Raw genomic sequence first — 18,878 nt, 5'->3', positions numbered from 1 at the left:
GTGCCGGGCGCGCGCGGGCCGTGCCGGACGGTGTCGGTGCGGCGGCCTAGGGTTGGGACATGAGCGTGCGGCGGGTCATGGGCACCGAGGTCGAGTACGGCATCTCGGTGCCCGGGCAGCCGACGGCGAACCCGACCACCCTGTCCAGCCAGGTGGTCAACGCCTGGGCGGTGGCCGAGGCGCCGGCCCCGCGCCGGCCCCGGTGGGACTTCGAGGAGGAGTCCCCGCTGCGCGACGCCCGGGGCTTCGACCTGTCACCGGCCCAGGCGCTGGACCACAACGACCTCGACGACGACTCCGGGATGGCCAACGTCATCCTCACCAACGGGGCGCGGCTGTACGTCGACCACGCCCACCCCGAGTACTCGACGCCGGAGGTCACCAACCCGCGTGACGTCGTCCTCTGGGACAAGGCGGGGGAGCAGGTGATGGCCGAGGCGGCGCGCCGGGCCGCGCGGGTGCCCGGCACCGTGCCGATCCAGCTGTACAAGAACAACACCGACGGCAAGGGCGCCTCCTACGGGTCCCACGAGAACTACCTCATGGACCGCCGGACGCCCTTCCTGGAGATCATCCGCGGCCTGATCCCGTTCTTCGTGACCCGGCAGGTCTTCGCCGGCTCCGGGCGGGTGGGCATCGGCACCGAGAGCCGCACCCGCGGCTTCCAGCTGTCCCAGCGCGCCGACTTCTTCGAGGTCGAGGTGGGCCTGGAGACGACGCTCAAGCGGCCGATCATCAACACCCGCGACGAGCCGCACGCCGACGCCGACAAGTACCGCCGGCTGCACGTGATCATCGGCGACGCCAACCTCGCCGAGCTGTCCACCTACCTCAAGGTCGGGACGACGTCGCTCGTGCTGGCCATGATCGAGGCGCGCACCCTCACCCAGGACCTCAGCATCGACGAGCCGGTGGACGCCCTGCAGGCGGTCAGCCACGACCCGACGCTGTCGCACAAGATCCGGCTGCGCGACGGGCGCCGGATGACGGCGCTGGAGGTCCAGGAGGCGTACCTGGAGATGGCGCAGCGGCACGTCGACCGCACGGGGAACGGCGACGAGCAGACCGCCGACGTGCTGCGCCGGTGGGCCGAGGTGCTGCAGGACCTCCGGATCGACCCGATGCGCTGCGCCGACCGGCTGGACTGGCCGGCCAAGCTGCGCCTGCTGGAGGGCTACCGGTCGCGCGACGGCCTGGAGTGGGGGGACTCCCGGCTGCGCCTGGTCGACCTGCAGTACTCCGACGTCCGGCCGGACAAGGGCCTCTACCACCGGCTGGTGGCGCGGGGGGCGATCGAGCGGCTGCTCACCGACGAGGACGTCGCCCGGGCGGTGGTGCACCCGCCGACCGACACCCGCGCGTTCTTCCGGGGCGAGTGCCTGCGGCGCTACCCGGCGCAGGTGGCCGCGGCGTCGTGGGACTCGGTGGTGTTCGACCTGGGCCGGGAGAACCTGGTGCGGATCCCCACCATGGAGCCGCTGCGCGGCACCCGCGAGCACGTCGGCCGGCTCTTCGAGTCGACGTCCTCGGCGCAGGAGCTGGTCGACACGATCACCGGCGGCTGATCGGCGGGGTCCACAGGCGCGGGGCGGTCCCCGGGCCCGCTCGCCGACACCCGTTCGTCACCCGCCACGGGTAGTTTTCGTCTCAGGCACCAGCCACGACACGACCTGGAGGCAGCCATGGCCACGAGGGACACCGGCGGACAGCAGAAGGCCACCCGCACCCGGGAGGAGGCCGAGGAGGTCGAGGCCTCCGTCGACACCGAGGTCGCCGAGCGCCACAAGGAGATGACCGAGGACGTCGACTCCATCCTCGACGAGATCGACGAGGTACTCGAGGAGAACGCCGAGGAATTCGTGCGCTCATATGTGCAAAAAGGGGGCCAGTGACCATTCGCCGCTACGTATTCGTAGTGCATTCCGGGAATGGTTGCAGGCAAGTTCTGCCCCGATTGCCGTGAGACTCGTCCGGTCGAGTCCTTCACGAGGGACAAGAGCCGTCGTGAAGGACTCGCCGCCTACTGTCGCGACCATGCGCGTCAGCGTCTGAGGGAGTCGAAGGTGCGACGGGTCGGGCTCCCGACTCGTCGCCACCCCGGGGACCGCGAGGTGCCGGATGGCTTCAAGTGGTGCCCAGACTGCGCTGTGGTCAAGCCCGTGACTGACTTTCCCAGGTCTCGTGCGAGTCCGAGTGGGACGTACACGTACTGCAAGCCCTGCCACAACGTGCGAGGCAGGGAGTCCAAGGCCAAAGTCGGCGGATCGCGCACTTACCACCTCAAGCGGCGGTACGGGATCAGTGCCGAGGACGCCGACGCGATGCTCGAGGCCCAGGGCGGGTTGTGTGCCATCTGCCGCTCTGCCCCGGCCTTGCACGTCGACCACGACCACGGGACCGGCGCCGTTCGCGCGCTGCTGTGCTTCAACTGCAACGGCGGCCTGGGTCAGTTCCGGGACGACCCGTTCCTGCTCCGGATGGCCGCCTTCTACGTCGAAGGACATCGACAGCGCCAGGCCATGGGGCTGCTCGAGGAGTCGGCCGGCAACGGCCCGGGTGAGGCCAGCCGGCCGGGGAGCCCGCCGGTAGGGTCGCAGCGACGCCCTGGACGACCGCGCACCCCGCGGTCGACGGGGCGTCACACGAGCGGGGAGCGCCGCCAGGGTGCGGCGGGAGAGGCGGATACGTGAGGGAGCTCGCGAGCTCACCCAGGAACGCAGCAACGCCGGGCACGCGGGCGCCGAGCAGGAGCGGGGCGAGCGCGTGAACGGGTCGTCACCCGGCCGGAACGGGTTCACGGCCGCCTACCTGGACCGGGTGGGTTCCTCGTTCACCGACTTCCTCGCGGTCACCGCGCCGGACCTGCTGCCCGGGCGCCGGCCGATCCCGCAGCTGCCGGTCGGGGACATCACGCCGCACGGCACCACGATCGTCGCGGTGACCTACGACGGCGGCGTCCTCATGGGCGGCGACCGGCGCGCCACCATGGGCAACCTGATCTCCAGCCGGGACATCGAGAAGGTCTACCCGGCCGACGCCTGGTCGGTCATCGGCATCGCCGGCGCCGCGGGCATCGCCATCGAGATGGTGAAGCTCTACCAGGTGGAGCTGGAGCACTACGAGAAGATCGAGGGCCTCACGCTCTCCCTCGACGGCAAGGCCAACCGCCTGGCCCAGATGATCCGCGGCAACCTCGGCGCGGCGCTGCAGGGGCTCGCGGTCGTCCCGCTGTTCGCCGGCTACGACCTCGACGCCGCCCCCGGCACCAGCCCGGGCCGCATCTTCAGCTATGACGTCACGGGCGGGAACTACGAGGAGCGGGGGTACTCCGCAGTCGGCTCCGGCTCCCTGTTCGCCCGCAACTCGCTGAAGAAGACCTGGCGGCCGGGCCTGGGCGGGGACGCCGCCACCCGCACCATCGTCGAGGCGCTCTACGACGCCGCCGACGACGACTCCGCGACCGGCGGGCCGGACCCGGTGCGCCGGCTGTACCCGATCGTCTACCGGGTGGACGCCGAGGGCACCGTGCGGCTCCCCGACGACGAGGTCTCCGCCATCGCGAAGCGCATCACCGACGAGCGGTCCGCCGCGGACGGGCAGGGCTGATCCCATGACCATGCCGTACTACGCCTCGCCCGAGCAGCTGATGCGCGACCGCTCGGAGTACGCCCGCAAGGGCATCTCCCGCGGCCGCAGCGTCGCCGTCGTCACCTACGCCGACGGCGTGCTGTTCATCGCCGAGAACCCCAGCTCCACGCTGCACAAGGTCGGCGAGCTCTACGACCGCATCGGCTTCGCCGCCGTCGGCCGCTACAGCGAGTTCGAGAGCCTCCGGGTCGCCGGGGTGCGGCTGGCCGACGTCCGCGGCTACTCCTACAACCGCCGTGACGTCACCGGCCGGGTGATCGCCAACGCCTACGCGCAGACCCTCGGCGAGATCTTCACCATGCAGACCAAGCCCTACGAGGTCGAGCTGTGCGTCGCCGAGGTCGGCGACACCCCCGAGTCCGACCAGCTGTTCCGGCTCACCTTCGACGGCTCGGTCGTCGACGAGCCCGACTTCGTCGTCATGGGCGGCCAGGCGGAGGCGGTCAGCACCCACCTGCGCGAGCACTTCCTCCCCGGCCTGCCCCTCGCCGAGGCGCTCCAGGTGGGGGTGCGGGCGCTGTCGGCGGTCAGCCCGGCCACCACCAGCGGCAACGGCGGGCCGAGCCTGCTGTCCGCCGAGCAGCTGGAGGTCGCCGTCCTCGACCGGCGCCGGCCCAAGCGGGCGTTCCGGCGCGTGGTGGGCGCCGCCCTGCACACCCTGCTGGACCGGGGCGACGCCGCCGCCGCCGAGACCGTCGAGGAGCCGCACACCGCCTCCCACGCCCCCAGCACGCCGCAGCCCGGCGCGCCGGCCGGGCTCGGCGACCCGGCGGCCCCCGACACCGGCGGCACCGCCGGCAGCGGGGGACAGGCCCCGACGAACTGACGCTCACCGGCCGGGTCGACGAGGCCGGTGGGCGCGGGGCACGCCGGATCGTCGCCCCGGGCACCGTGGAGGTCGGCACCGGGCGGTCGCGTGCCGCGTCGGGCTCCGCCGAGCAGCGCGCCGGTCACAGTGACCACCCGGGACCGCCGCGGCCGCCGCCGACCTCCTGCGCCGGCCGGACGACCGGCTGCAGGAGCCGTGCGTCGCGGGCGGGCCAGTGTCGGTGTCGGCGCCTAGGCTCGGTTCGTGGAACGACGGATCTTCGGGATCGAGACCGAGTACGGCGTCACGTGCACCTTCAAGGGGCAGCGCCGGCTGTCCCCGGACGAGGTGGCCCGCTACCTGTTCCGCCGCGTGGTGTCGTGGGGGCGTAGCTCCAACGTGTTCCTGCGCAACGGCTCCCGCCTCTACCTCGACGTGGGCAGCCACCCCGAGTACGCCACCGCCGAGTGCGACGACCTCACCGAGCTCGTCGTCCACGACAAGGCCGGCGAGCGGATCCTGGAGGGGCTGCTGGTCGACGCTGAGCAGCGGCTGGCCGAGGAGGGCGTCACCGGCGACATCTACCTGTTCAAGAACAACACCGACTCCGCCGGCAACAGCTACGGCTGCCACGAGAACTACCTGGTCGGCCGGCACGGGGAGTTCAGCCGGCTGGCCGACGTCCTGATCCCGTTCCTCGTCAGCCGGCAGATCGTCGTCGGCGCCGGCAAGGTGCTGCAGACCCCCCGCGGGGCGATCTACTGCGTCAGCCAGCGCGCCGAGCACATCTGGGAGGGCGTCTCCTCCGCCACCACCCGGTCCCGGCCGATCATCAACACCCGCGACGAGCCGCACGCCGACGCCGAGCGCTACCGGCGGCTGCACGTCATCGTCGGCGACTCGAACATGAACGAGACGACGACGCTGCTCAAGGTCGCCATCACCGACCTCGTGCTGCGGATGATCGAGGCCGGCGTCCCGATCCGGGACATGGCGCTGGAGAACCCGATCCGCGCCATCCGCGAGATCAGCCACGACATGACCGGACGCCGCAAGGTCCGGCTGGCCAACGGCCGGGAGATGTCGGCGCTGGAGATCCAGGCGGAGTACCACAGCCGCGCCGCGGAGTTCGTCGACCGGGAGGGCTTCGGGCCGGTGCACCGGCAGATGCTGGAGTTGTGGGGCCGGGTGCTCAAGGCCGTGGACTCCGGCGACCTGTCGCTGATCGACCGCGAGATCGACTGGGCGACGAAGTACACGATGATCGAGCGCTACCGGGCCAAGCGGGACCTCCCGCTGTCCCACCCGCGGATCGCGCAGATGGACCTCGCCTACCACGACATCAGCCGCAGGCGCGGCCTGTACTACCTGCTGGAGCGCAACAACTCCGTCGACCGGGTCGCCCACGAGCCGCGGGTGTTCGAGGCCAAGAACGTGCCCCCGCAGACCACCCGCGCCCGGCTGCGCGGGGAGTTCATCCGCAAGGCGCAGGAGAAGCGCCGCGACTTCACCGTCGACTGGGTGCACCTGAAGCTCAACGACCAGGCGCAGCGCACCGTGCTGTGCAAGGACCCGTTCAAGGCCGTCGACGAGCGGGTCGACAAGCTCATCGCCTCGATGTGAGGTCGACGAGTGGGGGCCGCAGGCCCCCGCGAGGTGGCCTCGGTAGCCGCCCGGCGAGGGTCGCGCTGCGGAGTGGGGGCCGGAGGTTCCCCGACGCGGTGCGACGGCGGGGCTCACGGCAGGCCGGGGACGGCTCCTGGCCGCGGTGCGGTCCGGTGGGACCGCGATGTCACAGCGGCACCCGCAGCGCGGCGTACCGGCCGGCGGCGGCCGCGGCGAGGAAGTACGCCCGCTCCTCGGGATAGCCCCGGCCCATCGTCGACAGCGGCACGGGGGACAGGCCCAGCGCCTCCTCCAGCCCGTCGACGTCCATCCAGACCACCGGGTTGCGCTCGGGCTGGCCGGCGAGGTCCTCCTCCACCTGGCCGCCGAGCTCGGATCCGAGGCCGCGCGGCGCCACGAGCGTCACCCCGGCCAGCGCCACCCGGCCGAAGGCGGTCAGGGAGTGGTGGGAGACGCCCCGGTGGCGCGGCCGCGGGTCGGCGTCGGAGATCCGCAGTGCGCCGATCGGCTGCCCGCCGAGCACGGACACGGCGTTGCAGGCCTCGCCGGCGGCCACCCCGGAGAAGCCCCACGACGTCCCGGTGCCGAGGTTGCCCGGCCCCTGCGTGACGATCGTGACGTCGGCGCCCAGCACGTGCCGGGCGGCCAGCAGGCCGGTGTGCAGCGTGACGGCCTCGACGTCCCCGCCGAACGCCTGCCCGACGGTGACGACGCCGGCCAGGGACGGGGCCAGCGCCGACAGCGTCCGGGAGAAGCCGGCCACCAGGGCGCCGCCGTCGGTCATCACGTACGCCACGCGCAGGTCGGGGTCGGTGCCCAGCACCCCGATCAGCGCCGCCGGCAGCGCCGAGTGCAGGTCCGCGACCACGACGGGCATGCCGCCGAGGTCCTCGGCGTCGGCGATGGTCCCGTGGTGCTCGGTGTCCTGCTCGTCGACGCCCTGCACGGTCACCTGCAGCGGCGTGTACCGGGCCTTGACCAGGTGGCCGGGCCCGGTCGGGTCCGGGGGCAGCCGATCGGGGACGGCGACGACCAGCGCGTACCCGCCGGTGCCCAGGCGCTGCGCCCACGCCGTGGTGTTGAGCAGCACCGTGTCGCCGACCTCGGGCACGCCCACGAGCGACGGGTGGGCCAGCGCGCGCACCTCGCCGTCCTCCGGCACCTCCGCGGTGAGCTCCTGCGCGTCCCGCCACGAGCGGCCCAGAGCCGTCACCGTGCCCCGCCGCCAGCGGATCCGTTGCTGCGTCGTCCCGTGTTCCCCCACGCGGGCAGGCTAGCCAGGCCGGGTGTGCAGTGCTGGCCGCCCACCCCACCACCCTCGGCCGACGTGACTAGCCTGGGCGCGTGGCGGCGAAGCGGGCGGAACGGCTGGTGAACCTGGTCATCGCCCTGCTCGGCACCCGGCAGTACGTGACCGCGGCGCGGATCCGGGCCACGGTGCCCGGCTACGAGCCCGACGACGGCACCGCCCGCGCCGACGAGGCGTTCAAGCGGATGTTCGAGCGGGACAAGGCCGACCTGCGCGAGATGGGCGTGCCGCTGGAGACCGGGCGGACCAGCGTCTTCGACACCGAGGACGGCTACCGGATCGCCCGGGCCGACTACGAGCTGCCCGAGATCACGCTGACCGGCGAGGAGGCCGCCGCGGTCGGCCTGGCGCTGCGGCTGTGGGAGTCCGCCCAGCTGGCCGGCGCCGCGCAGAGCGCCCTGGTGAAGCTCAAGGCCGCCGGCGTGGACGTCGACACCGGCCGGTCCATCCCGCTGCGGCCCCGCCTGGACTCCGACGAGCCGGCCTTCGAGCCGTGCTACGCCGCGGCCCGCGACCGGCGGGCGATCGAGTTCGACTACCGCCGTCCCGACGAGGACGCGCCGGCCCGCCGGCACGTCCAGCCGTGGGGCGTGGTGGCCTGGCACGGCCGCTGGTACCTGGGCGGGCTGGACCTCGACCGCCAGGCGCCCCGGGTGTTCCGGCTCTCCCGCGTGGTGGGCACCCCCAAGGCGGTCGGCCCCGCGGGCGCGTTCGAGCCGCCGGAGGGCGTGGACCTGGCCGCCATGGTCGCCGGTCAGTCCGCCGGCGAGGAGCGCCTGGTGGTGGTCCGCGCACGGCCGGGCACCGCGGTCGGGCTGCGCCGGCACGCCGTCCCACTGGGACCGGCCGAGGACGGCGACGACCTGCTGCAGGTGCGCACCACCGAGCCGCTGCGCCTGGCCGACGAGCTGGCCGCCTACGGCCCGGACGTCGTGGTCGAGGCGCCGGCCGAGGTGCGCGACGCCGTGATCGAGCGGCTGACCCGGCTGGCGGGCATGACGTGACCGGGCCGGCGAGGTCACGGAGGGGCGGAGCACCGTCGGGCGCAGGGCTGACGAGCGCCAGCGAGGAGGACCTGTGACCGCGCCCACGACCACCGAGCGGATGAGCCGGCTGCTCGCGCTGGTGCCCTACCTGACCGCCCGTCCCGAGGGCGTGCCGCTGCCCGAGGTGGCCCGCGACTTCGGCGTCCCCGAGCGGCAGCTGCGCCGCGACTTCGAGCTGCTGTGGATGTGCGGCCTGCCGGGGTACGGGCCCGGCGACCTCATCGACCTGGCGTTCGAGGGCGACCGGGTGCGGGTCACCTTCACCGCCGGCATGGTGCGGCCGCTGCGGCTGACCACCGACGAGGCGGTCGCCCTGGTCGTCGCGCTGCGCACGCTGCTGGAGCTGCCCGGCCTGGCCGAGCGGGAGGCGGTCAGCCGCGCGCTGGCCAAGGTCTCGGCGGTCGCGGGGCACGCCGGGGAGCGGGTCACCCCGGTGGCGTTGTCGGTGGACGCGCGGGAGCAGGCGCTGGCCGTCGTCCGGGAGGGGCTGGAGCGCAGGCGGGCGCTGCACCTGCACTACTACGTGCCCACCCGCGACGAGCGCACCGAGCGCACCGTCGACCCCATCCGGCTGCTGCTCGTTGACGGCAGGTGGTACCTGGAGGCCTGGTGCCGCCGGGCCGAGGGTCTGCGGCTGTTCCGCCTGGACCGGGTCGACGACGTCGCCGTCCTCGACGAGCCGGCCGCGCCGCCGGCCGGCGTCCACCTGCGTGACGTCGACGCCGGCCTCTACCAGCCCGGCCCGGGCGCCTCGGTCGTGCGGCTGCGGCTGGCCCGCACCGCCCGCTGGGTGGCCGAGTACTACCCGGTGGAGGAGGTCCGCGAGGTCGAGGACCCGCCCGGCGGGCTCGCCGTCGCCGTCCGCACCGCCGACGTGGCCTGGGCGCGGCGGCTGGTCGCCTCCCTCGGCGGAGCGGCGACGGTCGAGGAACCGGCCGAGCTGGCCGCGGCCGTCGCCGCCGACGCCCGCGCGGCGCTGCAGCGCTACGGGGCCGGGGCGACGCCGGCCGGGGACTAGGGTCGGTCCCGTGCTGCTGCTGGTCGTCTGGATCGCCGTCGTCGTCCTCGCCGTCGTGGTCCTGGGGGCGCTCGGCTACGGCCTGTTCGGTGCGGCGAACCGGCTGCGCCGGGAGCTCGAGGCGCTCGAGCGCGAGGTGCGCCCGGTGCTCACCGAGGTCCAGGCCACCGCCGCGCGGGCCGCGGACACCCGGCCCTCACCCTGAACTCACCCGACGACCCCCCGGTTGCGGGGGAGGCACGGCGGGCTCCGGCACGTAGCATCGGAGTCGCCACCGCACCCCTGGAGGACCGTCATGGCCGGACTCGGCCCGCTGGAGATCGGCCTGATCATCCTGGCCATCCTGCTGCTCTTCGGCTACAAGAAGCTGCCTGACGCCTCGCGGTCGCTCGGCCGCTCGCTGCGCATCTTCAAGGGCGAGATGAAGGGCATGAAGGACGACGACGTCCGCACCAAGGACGCCGCCAAGACCACCCCCGTCCGCGGTGAGGTCCTCCCGCCGGCCGACGCCGAACGCGCCGCGCTGGAGGCCGAGGCCCGGGCCGCGGAGGCGCGGGCCGCCGAGCTGCGGGCGCGCGCCGCCCAGCAGTCCGGCCCGGCCGACAGCACCCGCTGACCCCCTCCCGCACCGGCACCACCATGAGCGACGACGGTCTCCGACGGCCCCGGATGCGGCGACGCCGTCCACCGCGCGACGCCGCGGCGACGATGACGCTGATCGCGCACCTCACCGAGCTGCGCAACCGCGTCGCCAAGGCGCTGCTGGCGCTCGTCCTGGCCGCGGGGTTCGCCTTCTGGTGGTACGCGCACGGCCTCGGCGACTTCATCCGGGCGCCCTACTGCGGCCTGCCCGGTGAGCTGCGCTACGGCGACGCCGACGGCGCCTGCGGCCTGCTGATCACCGACGTGTTCGGCGGCGTGTTCATCCGGCTGAAGGTGAGCCTGCTGGTCGGGGCGGTGCTGTCGGCCCCGTTCTGGCTCTACCAGCTGTGGGCCTTCATCACCCCGGGGCTCAAGCGCAACGAGAAGCGTTACGGGGTCGGCTTCGTCGCCGTGTCGACGATCCTGTTCGCCCTCGGCGCGGTGCTGGCCTACATCTCCCTGTCGGCCGGCCTGGAGCTGCTGCTGAGCCTCGCCGGGGACGGCGTGGTGGTCGCCCTCACCGCGCAGGACTACATCGGCTTCGTGCTCTCGCTGCTGGTGGCCTTCGGGGTGAGCTTCGAGGTGCCGCTGCTGGCCATCGCGCTCAACCTGGTCGGCGTCCTCAGCTACGAGGTGCTGCGCAAGAGCCGCCGGTGGATCTTCTTCCTCACCGTGGTCTTCGCCGCGTTCGTCACCCCCACCCAGGACCCGTTCACGATGCTCCTGATGGCCGGGCCGATGATCGTGCTGTTCGAGCTGGCCATCCAGATCGCCCGGGTCGTCGACCGGCGCCGGGCCAAGCGGGCGGCCACGGAGCACTTCCACGACCTGTCCGACGACGAGGCATCCCCGCTGGACGCCACGCCCTCGGACCTCGACCCCGGCCCGGTCGATGACCTCCGCCGCGAGGACGACGCGCCGGTCGACGGCCCCGCGGTCCGCTCCTCCCGCTGAGAGAGGGTCCCCTGCCCCCCACCCCTCGCAGGCCCGCGTCAGGCCCCTGCAGGGGGGCCGGCCCGGAGGTCGCCGTCCTGGTGAGCCCGGCCGCGGGCCGCGGCCGGGCCCGCGCGGCCGCCACCGCCGTGCTGGCGGCGCTGCACACCGCCGGTCTCGCGCCACGGGTGCTGCCGGCCACCACTCGCGCCGACGCCGAGCGGCAGGCCGCCGAGGCGGTCGCCGCCGGCGCCGCGGCGGTCGTCGCCGTCGGCGGGGACGGCGCCGCGCACGCCGGGCTGCAGGCCGTCGCGGGCACCGGCACGCCGCTGGCGGTCGTCCCGGCCGGCACCGGCAACGACCTGGCGCTGGCCCTCGGCGCGCCCGGCGACCCGGTCGCCGCGGCGCGCGCCGCCGCCGAGGACCTGCGCGCCGGGGCGGTGCGCACGCTGGACGCCGGGCGCACCGGCTCGCGCTGGTGGGCCACCGTGCTGTGCTGCGGCTACGACTCCGCCGTCACCGCCCGCGCCAACCGGCTGCGCTGGCCGCGCGGCCCTCGCCGCTACGACGTCGCCATCCTCGCCGAGCTGGCGCGGCTGCGGCCCCGCGAGGTGACGCTCGTGCTCGACGGCGTGCCCCGCACCCTGCCGGTGACGCTGGTCGCCGTCGGCAACACCGCCTGGTACGGCGGCGGCCTGCGGATCTGCCCGGACGCCGACCCCACCGACGGGTTCCTCGACGTCACCGTCGTCGGGCCGGTGTCGCGGCGGGAGCTGGTGCGGACCCGGCCGCGGCTGACCGCCGGCACGCACGTGGACCACCCCTCGGTCAGCGTGCACCGGGCCGCGCGGGTGGAGCTGGCGGGGGAGGGGCTGGTCACCTACGCCGACGGCGAGCCGGTCGCACCGCTGCCGGCCACGAGCGTCTGCGTGCCCGGTGCGCTGTGCGTGGTGGGCACCGGCCGCTGAGCCACGACCAACCACGGCCAGCCACGACCCACTGTGCCCATCGTCCGGCGTCCTGGCGTGGCGCCGGTGGCGAGCCGGGACCGGCCACGACGAACGGGGCCGATCGTCGTTCCGTTCAATTGCCCCCTTCCCGTTATCCCCAACATACACGACCCCAGGATCGGACGCGCCGTGCGGGGGAGAGACGCCTAACGTGGAGGCATGTCCAGCCCCGCTGAGCGGTACGCGGCTGCCCGGCGGCGCAGTGCCCACCCCACGCTGGCCGACTTCACCGCCGAGCTGTCCTTCTCCCTCGACCCGTTCCAGGTGGAGGCGTGCGAGGCCCTGGAGGAGGGCGCAGGCGTGCTCGTCTGCGCCCCCACCGGCGCGGGCAAGACCGTCGTCGGCGAGTTCGCCGTCCACAAGGCGCTGGCCGAGGGCCGCAAGGCGTTCTACACGACGCCGATCAAGGCGCTGTCCAACCAGAAGTACGCCGACCTGGTGGAGCGCTACGGGGAGGCGGAGGTCGGGCTGCTGACCGGCGACAACGCCATCAACGGCGACGCGCCCGTGGTGGTGATGACCACCGAGGTGCTGCGCAACATGCTCTACGCGGAGTCCCCGGCGATCGACGGCCTGGGCTACGTCGTCATGGACGAGGTGCACTACCTGGCCGATCGGTTCCGCGGCGCGGTGTGGGAAGAGGTGATCATCCACCTCCCGCAGTCGGTGACCCTGGTGTCGCTGTCGGCGACGGTGAGCAACGCCGAGGAGTTCGCCGACTGGCTGGTCACCGTGCGCGGCCACACCAGGGTCGTGGTCAGCGAGGTCCGCCCCATCCCGCTGTGGCAGCACATGCTGGTCGGCAACCGGGTGTTCGACCTGTTCTCGCTGCGCCCGGCCGCGCACGCCGCCGAGCAGGGGGAGACGCCGCGGGACCTGTCCACCCGAGACCGTGGCGCCAGCGTCGTCGACCCGGAGCTGGTCCGGTACGTACGGGAGTACGAGCGCCGGATCGACACCTGGGGCGGCGGCAACGGCGGCTCGCGGCGGGACCGCGACTGGCACAAGCCGCGCTACCGGCCCCCGGCGCGGCCGGACGTCATCGAGCGGCTGGACCGTGCCGGCCTGCTGCCGGCCATCACCTTCGTGTTCAGCCGCAACGGCTGCGACGCCGCCGTCGACCAGTGCCTGCGCGCCGGGCTGCGGCTCACCGACGAGCACGAACGCGCCGAGATCGCGCAGGTCATCGACGAGCGCACCGGCTCGCTGCCGGAGGAGGACCTGCACGTCCTCGGCTTCTGGGAGTGGCGGGAGGGCCTCATGGCCGGGCTCGCCGCGCACCACGCCGGCCTGGTCCCCGCGTTCAAGGAGACGGTCGAGGAGTGCTTCGTCCGCGGCCTGGTCAAGGCCGTCTTCGCCACCGAGACCCTCGCGCTGGGCATCAACATGCCCGCCCGCACCGTCGTCCTCGAGCGGCTGGTCAAGTGGAACGGCGAGGCGCACGTCGACGTCACGCCGGGGGAGTACACCCAGCTCACCGGCCGGGCCGGCCGCCGCGGCATCGACGTCGAGGGGCACGCCGTCGTGGTGTGGGCGCCGGGCATGGACCCCTCGGTGGTCGCCGGGCTGGCCAGCACCCGCACCTATCCGCTGCGCTCGTCGTTCCGGCCCAGCTACAACATGGCGGTCAACCTGGTCGGCTCCTTCGGCCGGGCGCGGGCCCGGGAGCTGCTGGCCTCCTCCTTCGCCCAGTTCCAGGCCGACCGGTCGGTGGTGGGGCTGGCCCGCGCCGCCGCGCGACACGAGAAGGACGCCGAGCGCTGGGCCGCCGAGATGCACTCCGACTCCGGCGACGTCGGCGGGTACGCCGCGCTGCGGCAGCAGATCGCCGACCGGGAGAAGGAGCTGTCCCGGGACTCGCAGGCCAAGCGCCACACGGAGGCCGCCGAGGCGCTCGCCGCGCTGCGGCCCGGCGACGTCATCCGGGTCCCCTCCGGCCGGCGGCAGGGGCTGGCCGTCGTCCTGGACCCCGGGGTCACCGACCTCTCCGAGCCCCGGCCGCTCGTGCTCACCGAGGACAAGTGGGCCGGCCGGCTCGGCACGGTCGACTTCCCGACGCCGGTGACCTCGCTGGCCCGGGTGCGGGTGCCCAAGAACTTCAACCACCGCAGCCCGCACGCCCGCCGGGACCTCGCCGCCACCCTCCGCAACGCCCGGGTCCAGCACGACCTCGGTGCCCGGCGGGTCCGGCAGCGCTCGGCCGCCGCCGACGACCCGGTGCTGCACGACCTGCGCCGGGCGCTGCGGGCGCACCCCGTGCACTCGCTGCCCGACCGCGAGGAGCGGGTGCGGGCCGCGGAGCGCTGGCTGCGCGCGGTGCGGGAGGCCGAGGCCACGCACCGCCGGATGGCCGAGCGCACGGGCTCGCTCACCCGGCAGTTCGACCGCACCTGCGACGTCCTCGAGGAGCTCGGTTACCTCGTTCCCGAGGTGGCCCCGCTGGTGCCGGCGGACACCGAGGCCGTGCCGGCGGTCGACGACGTCCCCGTGGTCACCGACGCCGGGCGCCGGCTGGCCCGCATCTGGTCCGAGGCCGACCTGCTGGTCGCCGAGTGCCTGCGCTCCGGCGTCTGGCGCGGCCTGACCCCGCCCGAGCTGGCCGCCGTGGTCTCCACGGTGGTGTTCGAGGCCCGCCGGGACAACCCCAGCCAGCCCGCCGTCCCCTCCGGGAAGGTGGCCGCCGCGATCGCCGAGATGCGGCGGGTGCGGGCCCGGCTGCAGGACGTCGAGCTCGACCACGGCGTGCCGGCCACCCGCGACCTCGACCTCGGCTTCGCGTGGGCGGCCTACCGCTGGGCCGACGGGCAGAGCCTCGACCGGGTGCTGGCCGGCGCCGAGCAGGCCGGCACGGAGCTGTCCGGAGGCGACTTCGTGCGCTGGGCGCGCCAGCTCATCGACCTGCTCGACCAGCTGGCCAAGAGCGCCGAGGACCCGGTCGCCGCGACCGCCCGCAAGGCCGTGGACCGGGTGCGGCGCGGGGTGGTCGCGGTCGCCGTGGGGGGCTGAGAGAGGACCCCGCCGTCCCCACCGCTCGCAGGCTCGCGGGGGCCCCTGTGGCGGGGCCGCCGTCCGGGGGGCTCCCGTGGGGCACAATCTCCCCGCTCCGGGACGCGCGGTCCCGGGCCTCCAGATCCGCGACCGGGAGCGACGATGACCAACCCACCCCAGGGCGGCGGTCCGCCGGGGCAGTACGGGCAGCCGGGGCCGTACGGCCAGCCCGGGGGCCAGCCGCCGCCGCAGCCCGGTGGGCACGGCCAGGCGCCGCAGCAGCCGGGTCCCTACGGTCCGCCGGGCGGGTACGGGCAGCCCGGTCCGTACGGCCCAGCCGGGTACGCCCAGCCGGGGCCGTACGGCCAGCCGCCGTACGGCGCACCCGGGTACGGCCAACCGCAGTACGGCCAGCCCGCCTACGGGCAACCGCAGTACGCACAGCCCCAGTACGGACAGCTCCCCTACGGGCAGCCGGGGGACCACGGCCCGTCGCCGCTGCAGCCCCGCAAGGCCCGCACCGGCCTCGTCGTCGGGCTGGTCGCGCTGGCCATCGTGGTGATCGCGCTGGCGGTCGTCCTGCCGCTGACCCTCGGGTCACAGGTGCTCGACCGCGGCGCGGTGGAGGACGACGTCGCCGAGCAGTTCGAGCAGGCCCACGGGGTGGGGCTCGACCTGAGCTGCGACGACGAGATGACCGTCGAGGAGGGCGCCACCTACGACTGCAGCGGCACCACCTCCGACGGCGAGGAGGTCACCGTCCGCATCGCCATCACCGACGAGGACTCCGCCGCCTACACCTGGGACGAGGTCTGAGCGACGCCCCCAGCCGGACCCGGCAGGAGGACCTCGCTCAGGCGGTCGCGTCGGCCGGCCAGCCCAGGGCGGCACCCAGCCGCCTGACCGAGGACTCGATGCCGTGCGCGGCGGCGAGCGCGGCCAGCGCGTCGGGGTCGGCCGGACGGCGGGGCAGCTCGTCGGCGACCGGCGGCAGGTCGATGTCGCGGGCGACGGCGACCACCACCGGGGCGGCGTCGAGGTAGTCCGCCCCGGCGTGCAGCTTCTTGAGCACGGCGGCGGTCAGCGGCGCCTTCGGGACGACGGTGCGCGCCGCCGCGGCCCGGATGCCGGCCAGGTCGCCGAACTCGGTGATCAGCGCCGCCGCGGTCTTGGCGCCGACGCCGGCCACGCCGGGCAGCCCGTCACTGGGGTCGCCGCGCAGGACCGCGAAGTCGGCGTAGGCCCGCCCGGGGATGCCGTACTTGGCGGTGACCGCCGCCTCGTCGACCAGCTCCAGGTCGGTGATGCCGCGGGCGGTGTAGAGGACCCGCACCCCCCGCGCGTCGTCCACCAGCTGGAACAGGTCCCGGTCACCGGTGACGACGTCCACCGGGCCCTCGGCGCGCTCGGCGAGGGTGCCGATGACGTCGTCGGCCTCGTACCCGGGGGCGCCCACCCGGGCGATGCCGGCCGCCGCCAACACCTCCACCAGCACCGGCACCTGGGGACCGAGCTCGTCGGGCACCTCCTCGCCCCCCTCGGGGGCGACCCGGTGCGCCTTGTACGAGGGCAGCGCCCGGACCCGGAAGGCGGGCCGCCAGTCGTCGTCCCAGCAGGCGACCAGCCGCTCGGGGCCGTGCGTGGTGACCAGCCGGGCGGTCATGTCGAGGAAGCCGCGGACGGCGTTCACCGGGCGCCCGTCGGGCGAGGTCACGCTGGTCGGCACCCCGTAGAAGGCCCGGAAGTAGAGGCTGGCCGCGTCCAGCAGCATCGTCGTCACAGCCCGCGACGGTAACGGGCAGGAGCGGTTCCGGTGCGCGTCGCTAGTCTGCGGTTCGTGTCGACCTCTTCCCCGTCCGGGCCGCTGGTGACCGTCGAGCGCGTGCACACCGCGCGCGCGGTGGCCGCCGAGCTCGGCATCGACCTGCTCGTGCTCACCCCGGGCTCCGACCTGCGCTACCTGTGCGGCTACGACGCCCATGCGATGGAGCGGCTCACCGCCCTCGCGGTGCCCCGGCGGGGGGAGCCGTTCCTCGTCGTCCCCCGGCTGGAGGCCCCCATGGTCGACGCCAGCCCCGCCGGCGGCCTGGACCTGGAGGTGCTGGCCTGGGACGAGACCGACGACCCGTTCGCGCTGCTGGCCGCCACGGCCACCGCCCGCCTCGGGACGGCGCCCACCCGGGTCGCCGTGGGCGCGCGCACGTGGGCCGAACACGCCCTCGGCGTGCAACGGGCGCTGACCGGGTCGGCGCTGGAGCTGGCCGCGCCGGTCGTCGACCGGCTGCGGATGGTCAAGACGCCCGCCGAGGTGGCCGAGCTCGCCGCCGCCGGCGCCGCGATCGACCGGGTGCACGCCCGGATGGGGGAGTGGCTGCGCGTCGGGCGCACCGAGGCCCAGGTGGGCGCCGACATCGCCGCGGCGATCCTCGCCGAGGGGCACGTCGGCGTGGACTTCACCATCGTCGGCTCCGGGCCCAACGGCGCCAGCCCGCACCACGAGCTCTCCGACCGGGTCGTCGAGGCCGGCGACCTGGTCGTGGTCGACATCGGCGGGGAGACGGCGACCGGCTACCGCTCGGACTGCACCCGCACGTACGCGGTGGGCCGCGAGCCGGGCGCCGACGTCCGCGAGTGGTACGCCGTCCTCCAGGAGGCGCAGGCGGCCGCGACCGCCGCGGTCCGGCCCGGGGTCACCGCCGAGCAGGTCGACGCCGCGGCCCGCGACGTGATCACCGCCGCGGGTTGGGGGGAGCAGTTCATCCACCGCACCGGACACGGCATCGGCCTGGACACCCACGAGGCGCCCTACATCGTGGCCGGCAACGCGCTCCCGCTGACACCGGGTATGGCCTTCTCGGTGGAGCCGGGCATCTACCTGGCGGGCCGCTGCGGCGCCCGCATCGAGGACATCGTCGTCTGCACGGACGACGGCGTGGTCAGTGTGAACGAGGGTCCCCGTGAGCTCGTCGTCCTCGCCGGCTGAGGCCGGCGGCGGGACGCCGCCGACGTCCTCCGCGGATGTCGACCGGGCGCTGCTGGCCGCGCTGGCCCGCGACGGCCGGGCGAGCTACACCGAGCTCGCGGAGCGGGTCGGGCTGTCGGTGTCGGCGGTGCACCAGCGGGTGCGGCGGCTGGAGCAGCGCGGCCTGATCACCGGCTACCACGCGAAGGTGGACGCCAGGTCGCTCGGGCTGGGGCTCACCGCGTTCGTGTCGATCACGCCGATCGACGTCGCTCAGCCCGACGACGCGCCGTCCCGGCTGGCGCACCTGACCGAGATCGAGGCGTGCCACTCGGTGGCTGGGGTGGAGAGCTACATCCTCAAGGTGCGGGTCGCCTCCCCGGACGCCCTCGAGGCGCTGCTGCAGAAGATCCGTGCGGCGGCCAACGTCACCACCCGGACGACGGTGGTGCTCTCGACCTTCTACGAGGACCGCCCGCCGCTGTAGACCGGAGGACGACATGGACCCTCTCGACCGGCTGTACGCCTCCTTCGCCCGCCGCGACGTCGAGGCGCTGACCGCGGCCATGACCGAGGACGTGGACTGGCCCAACGGCTGGGAGGGCGGCCGGCTCGTCGGCCGTGCGGCGGTGGCCGACTACTGGCGCCGCCAGTGGGCGCAGATCTCGCCGTCCGTGCGCCCGGTGCGGACCACGACGCTGCCCGACGGCCGGGTCGCCGTCGACGTCCAGCTGGTGGTGCGCAGTCCCGACGGCGCCGTGCTCTCCCGGTCCGCCGTCCGGCACGTCTACACCTTCCGCGGTGAGCTGGTGGCGCGGATGGACGTCGAGGACGCCGGCGCCCCGCTCTAGCCCCCGGGGGACGGTCGGCCGCTTCGTCACCACCCAC

The 18,878-nt window shown here is 74.5% G+C and carries 19 protein-coding genes; 17 read left to right on the top strand and 2 right to left on the bottom strand.

Translation table 11 applies throughout. From position 1 onward, the window contains the following. Nucleotides 1–59: 59 nt before the first annotated feature. From dop to pafA, 6 genes are all read left to right on the top strand, one after another. A complete protein-coding gene (dop, locus tag CRP39_RS11305; RefSeq protein ID WP_097206487.1) occupies nt 60–1,565 on the top strand; it encodes a depupylase/deamidase Dop in 1,506 nt (501 codons plus the stop codon). Nucleotides 1,566–1,682: 117 nt separating this feature from the next. After that, nucleotides 1,683–1,892, top strand: a complete 210-nt coding sequence (locus CRP39_RS11300) for a ubiquitin-like protein Pup (RefSeq protein ID WP_097206486.1) — start codon at nt 1,683–1,685, stop codon at nt 1,890–1,892. Nucleotides 1,893–1,928: 36 nt separating this feature from the next. Beyond that, the gene (locus CRP39_RS28020) at nt 1,929–2,690 is read left to right on the top strand and encodes an endonuclease VII domain-containing protein (RefSeq protein WP_097206485.1); all 762 of its coding nucleotides are present in this window, start codon (nt 1,929–1,931) and stop codon (nt 2,688–2,690) included. A gap of 73 nt (nt 2,691–2,763) precedes the next feature. Further along, nucleotides 2,764–3,606: a proteasome subunit beta gene (prcB, locus tag CRP39_RS11290; protein ID WP_097206484.1), complete on the top strand. Its 843-nt coding sequence runs from the start codon at nt 2,764–2,766 to the stop codon at nt 3,604–3,606. Between the two features lie 4 nt (nt 3,607–3,610). Next, nucleotides 3,611–4,474, top strand: a complete 864-nt coding sequence (gene prcA, locus CRP39_RS11285) for a proteasome subunit alpha (protein WP_097206483.1) — start codon at nt 3,611–3,613, stop codon at nt 4,472–4,474. 246 nt (nt 4,475–4,720) lie between these two features. Continuing rightward, a complete protein-coding gene (pafA, locus tag CRP39_RS11280; protein ID WP_097206482.1) occupies nt 4,721–6,079 on the top strand; it encodes a Pup--protein ligase in 1,359 nt (452 codons plus the stop codon). A gap of 169 nt (nt 6,080–6,248) precedes the next feature. Here pafA and CRP39_RS11275 read toward each other — a convergent pair whose 3' ends face one another. Then, nucleotides 6,249–7,346, bottom strand: coding sequence for a DUF3866 family protein (locus CRP39_RS11275; protein ID WP_097206481.1), 1,098 nt, complete (start codon nt 7,344–7,346; stop codon nt 6,249–6,251). Nucleotides 7,347–7,426: 80 nt separating this feature from the next. Between CRP39_RS11275 and CRP39_RS11270 the strand changes: the two genes are divergently transcribed. From CRP39_RS11270 to CRP39_RS11235, 8 genes are all read left to right on the top strand, one after another. Continuing rightward, nucleotides 7,427–8,395 (top strand): helix-turn-helix transcriptional regulator, encoded by a 969-nt coding sequence (locus CRP39_RS11270; protein WP_097206480.1) that lies wholly within the window; start codon nt 7,427–7,429, stop codon nt 8,393–8,395. 73 nt (nt 8,396–8,468) lie between these two features. Next, on the top strand, nt 8,469–9,455 hold the full coding sequence (locus CRP39_RS11265) for a helix-turn-helix transcriptional regulator (protein WP_097206479.1): 987 nt from the start codon (nt 8,469–8,471) through the stop codon (nt 9,453–9,455). Nucleotides 9,456–9,465: 10 nt separating this feature from the next. Further along, entirely contained in the window at nt 9,466–9,660 is a 195-nt protein-coding gene (locus CRP39_RS11260; RefSeq protein WP_097206478.1) for a hypothetical protein, read from the top strand. A gap of 90 nt (nt 9,661–9,750) precedes the next feature. Beyond that, nucleotides 9,751–10,071: a Sec-independent protein translocase subunit TatA gene (gene tatA / locus CRP39_RS11255; RefSeq protein ID WP_097206477.1), complete on the top strand. Its 321-nt coding sequence runs from the start codon at nt 9,751–9,753 to the stop codon at nt 10,069–10,071. Between the two features lie 23 nt (nt 10,072–10,094). Next, a complete protein-coding gene (gene tatC, locus CRP39_RS11250) occupies nt 10,095–11,051 on the top strand; it encodes a twin-arginine translocase subunit TatC (RefSeq protein ID WP_245853795.1) in 957 nt (318 codons plus the stop codon). A gap of 80 nt (nt 11,052–11,131) precedes the next feature. Further along, nucleotides 11,132–11,998, top strand: a complete 867-nt coding sequence (locus tag CRP39_RS11245; protein WP_245853794.1) for a diacylglycerol kinase family protein — start codon at nt 11,132–11,134, stop codon at nt 11,996–11,998. A 201-nt stretch (nt 11,999–12,199) separates the two neighbouring features. After that, on the top strand, nt 12,200–15,046 hold the full coding sequence (locus CRP39_RS11240) for a DEAD/DEAH box helicase (RefSeq protein WP_097206475.1): 2,847 nt from the start codon (nt 12,200–12,202) through the stop codon (nt 15,044–15,046). Between the two features lie 144 nt (nt 15,047–15,190). Beyond that, nucleotides 15,191–15,844 (top strand): DUF4333 domain-containing protein, encoded by a 654-nt coding sequence (locus CRP39_RS11235; RefSeq protein WP_097206474.1) that lies wholly within the window; start codon nt 15,191–15,193, stop codon nt 15,842–15,844. 37 nt (nt 15,845–15,881) lie between these two features. Here CRP39_RS11235 and CRP39_RS11230 read toward each other — a convergent pair whose 3' ends face one another. Beyond that, complete coding sequence (locus CRP39_RS11230) at nt 15,882–16,799, bottom strand: 5'-3' exonuclease (RefSeq protein WP_097206473.1); 918 nt, start codon at nt 16,797–16,799, stop codon at nt 15,882–15,884. Between the two features lie 66 nt (nt 16,800–16,865). Here CRP39_RS11230 and CRP39_RS11225 point away from each other — a divergent pair, with 66 nt between their 5' ends. The 3 genes from CRP39_RS11225 to CRP39_RS11215 are packed head-to-tail and all read left to right on the top strand — an operon-like array spanning nt 16,866 to nt 18,841. Further along, nucleotides 16,866–18,011: a M24 family metallopeptidase gene (locus CRP39_RS11225; protein WP_245853793.1), complete on the top strand. Its 1,146-nt coding sequence runs from the start codon at nt 16,866–16,868 to the stop codon at nt 18,009–18,011. Further along, entirely contained in the window at nt 17,986–18,477 is a 492-nt protein-coding gene (locus tag CRP39_RS11220) for an Lrp/AsnC family transcriptional regulator (protein WP_097206472.1), read from the top strand. The genes CRP39_RS11225 and CRP39_RS11220 overlap by 26 nt, the downstream gene beginning before the upstream one ends. A gap of 13 nt (nt 18,478–18,490) precedes the next feature. Then, nucleotides 18,491–18,841: a nuclear transport factor 2 family protein gene (locus tag CRP39_RS11215; protein ID WP_097206471.1), complete on the top strand. Its 351-nt coding sequence runs from the start codon at nt 18,491–18,493 to the stop codon at nt 18,839–18,841. Nucleotides 18,842–18,878 lie beyond the last annotated feature (37 nt).

This window comes from Geodermatophilus sabuli, assembly GCF_900215145.1.
Lineage (GTDB): Bacteria > Actinomycetota > Actinomycetes > Mycobacteriales > Geodermatophilaceae > Geodermatophilus > Geodermatophilus sabuli.
This window is presented reverse-complemented; position numbering and strand designations above follow the sequence as displayed.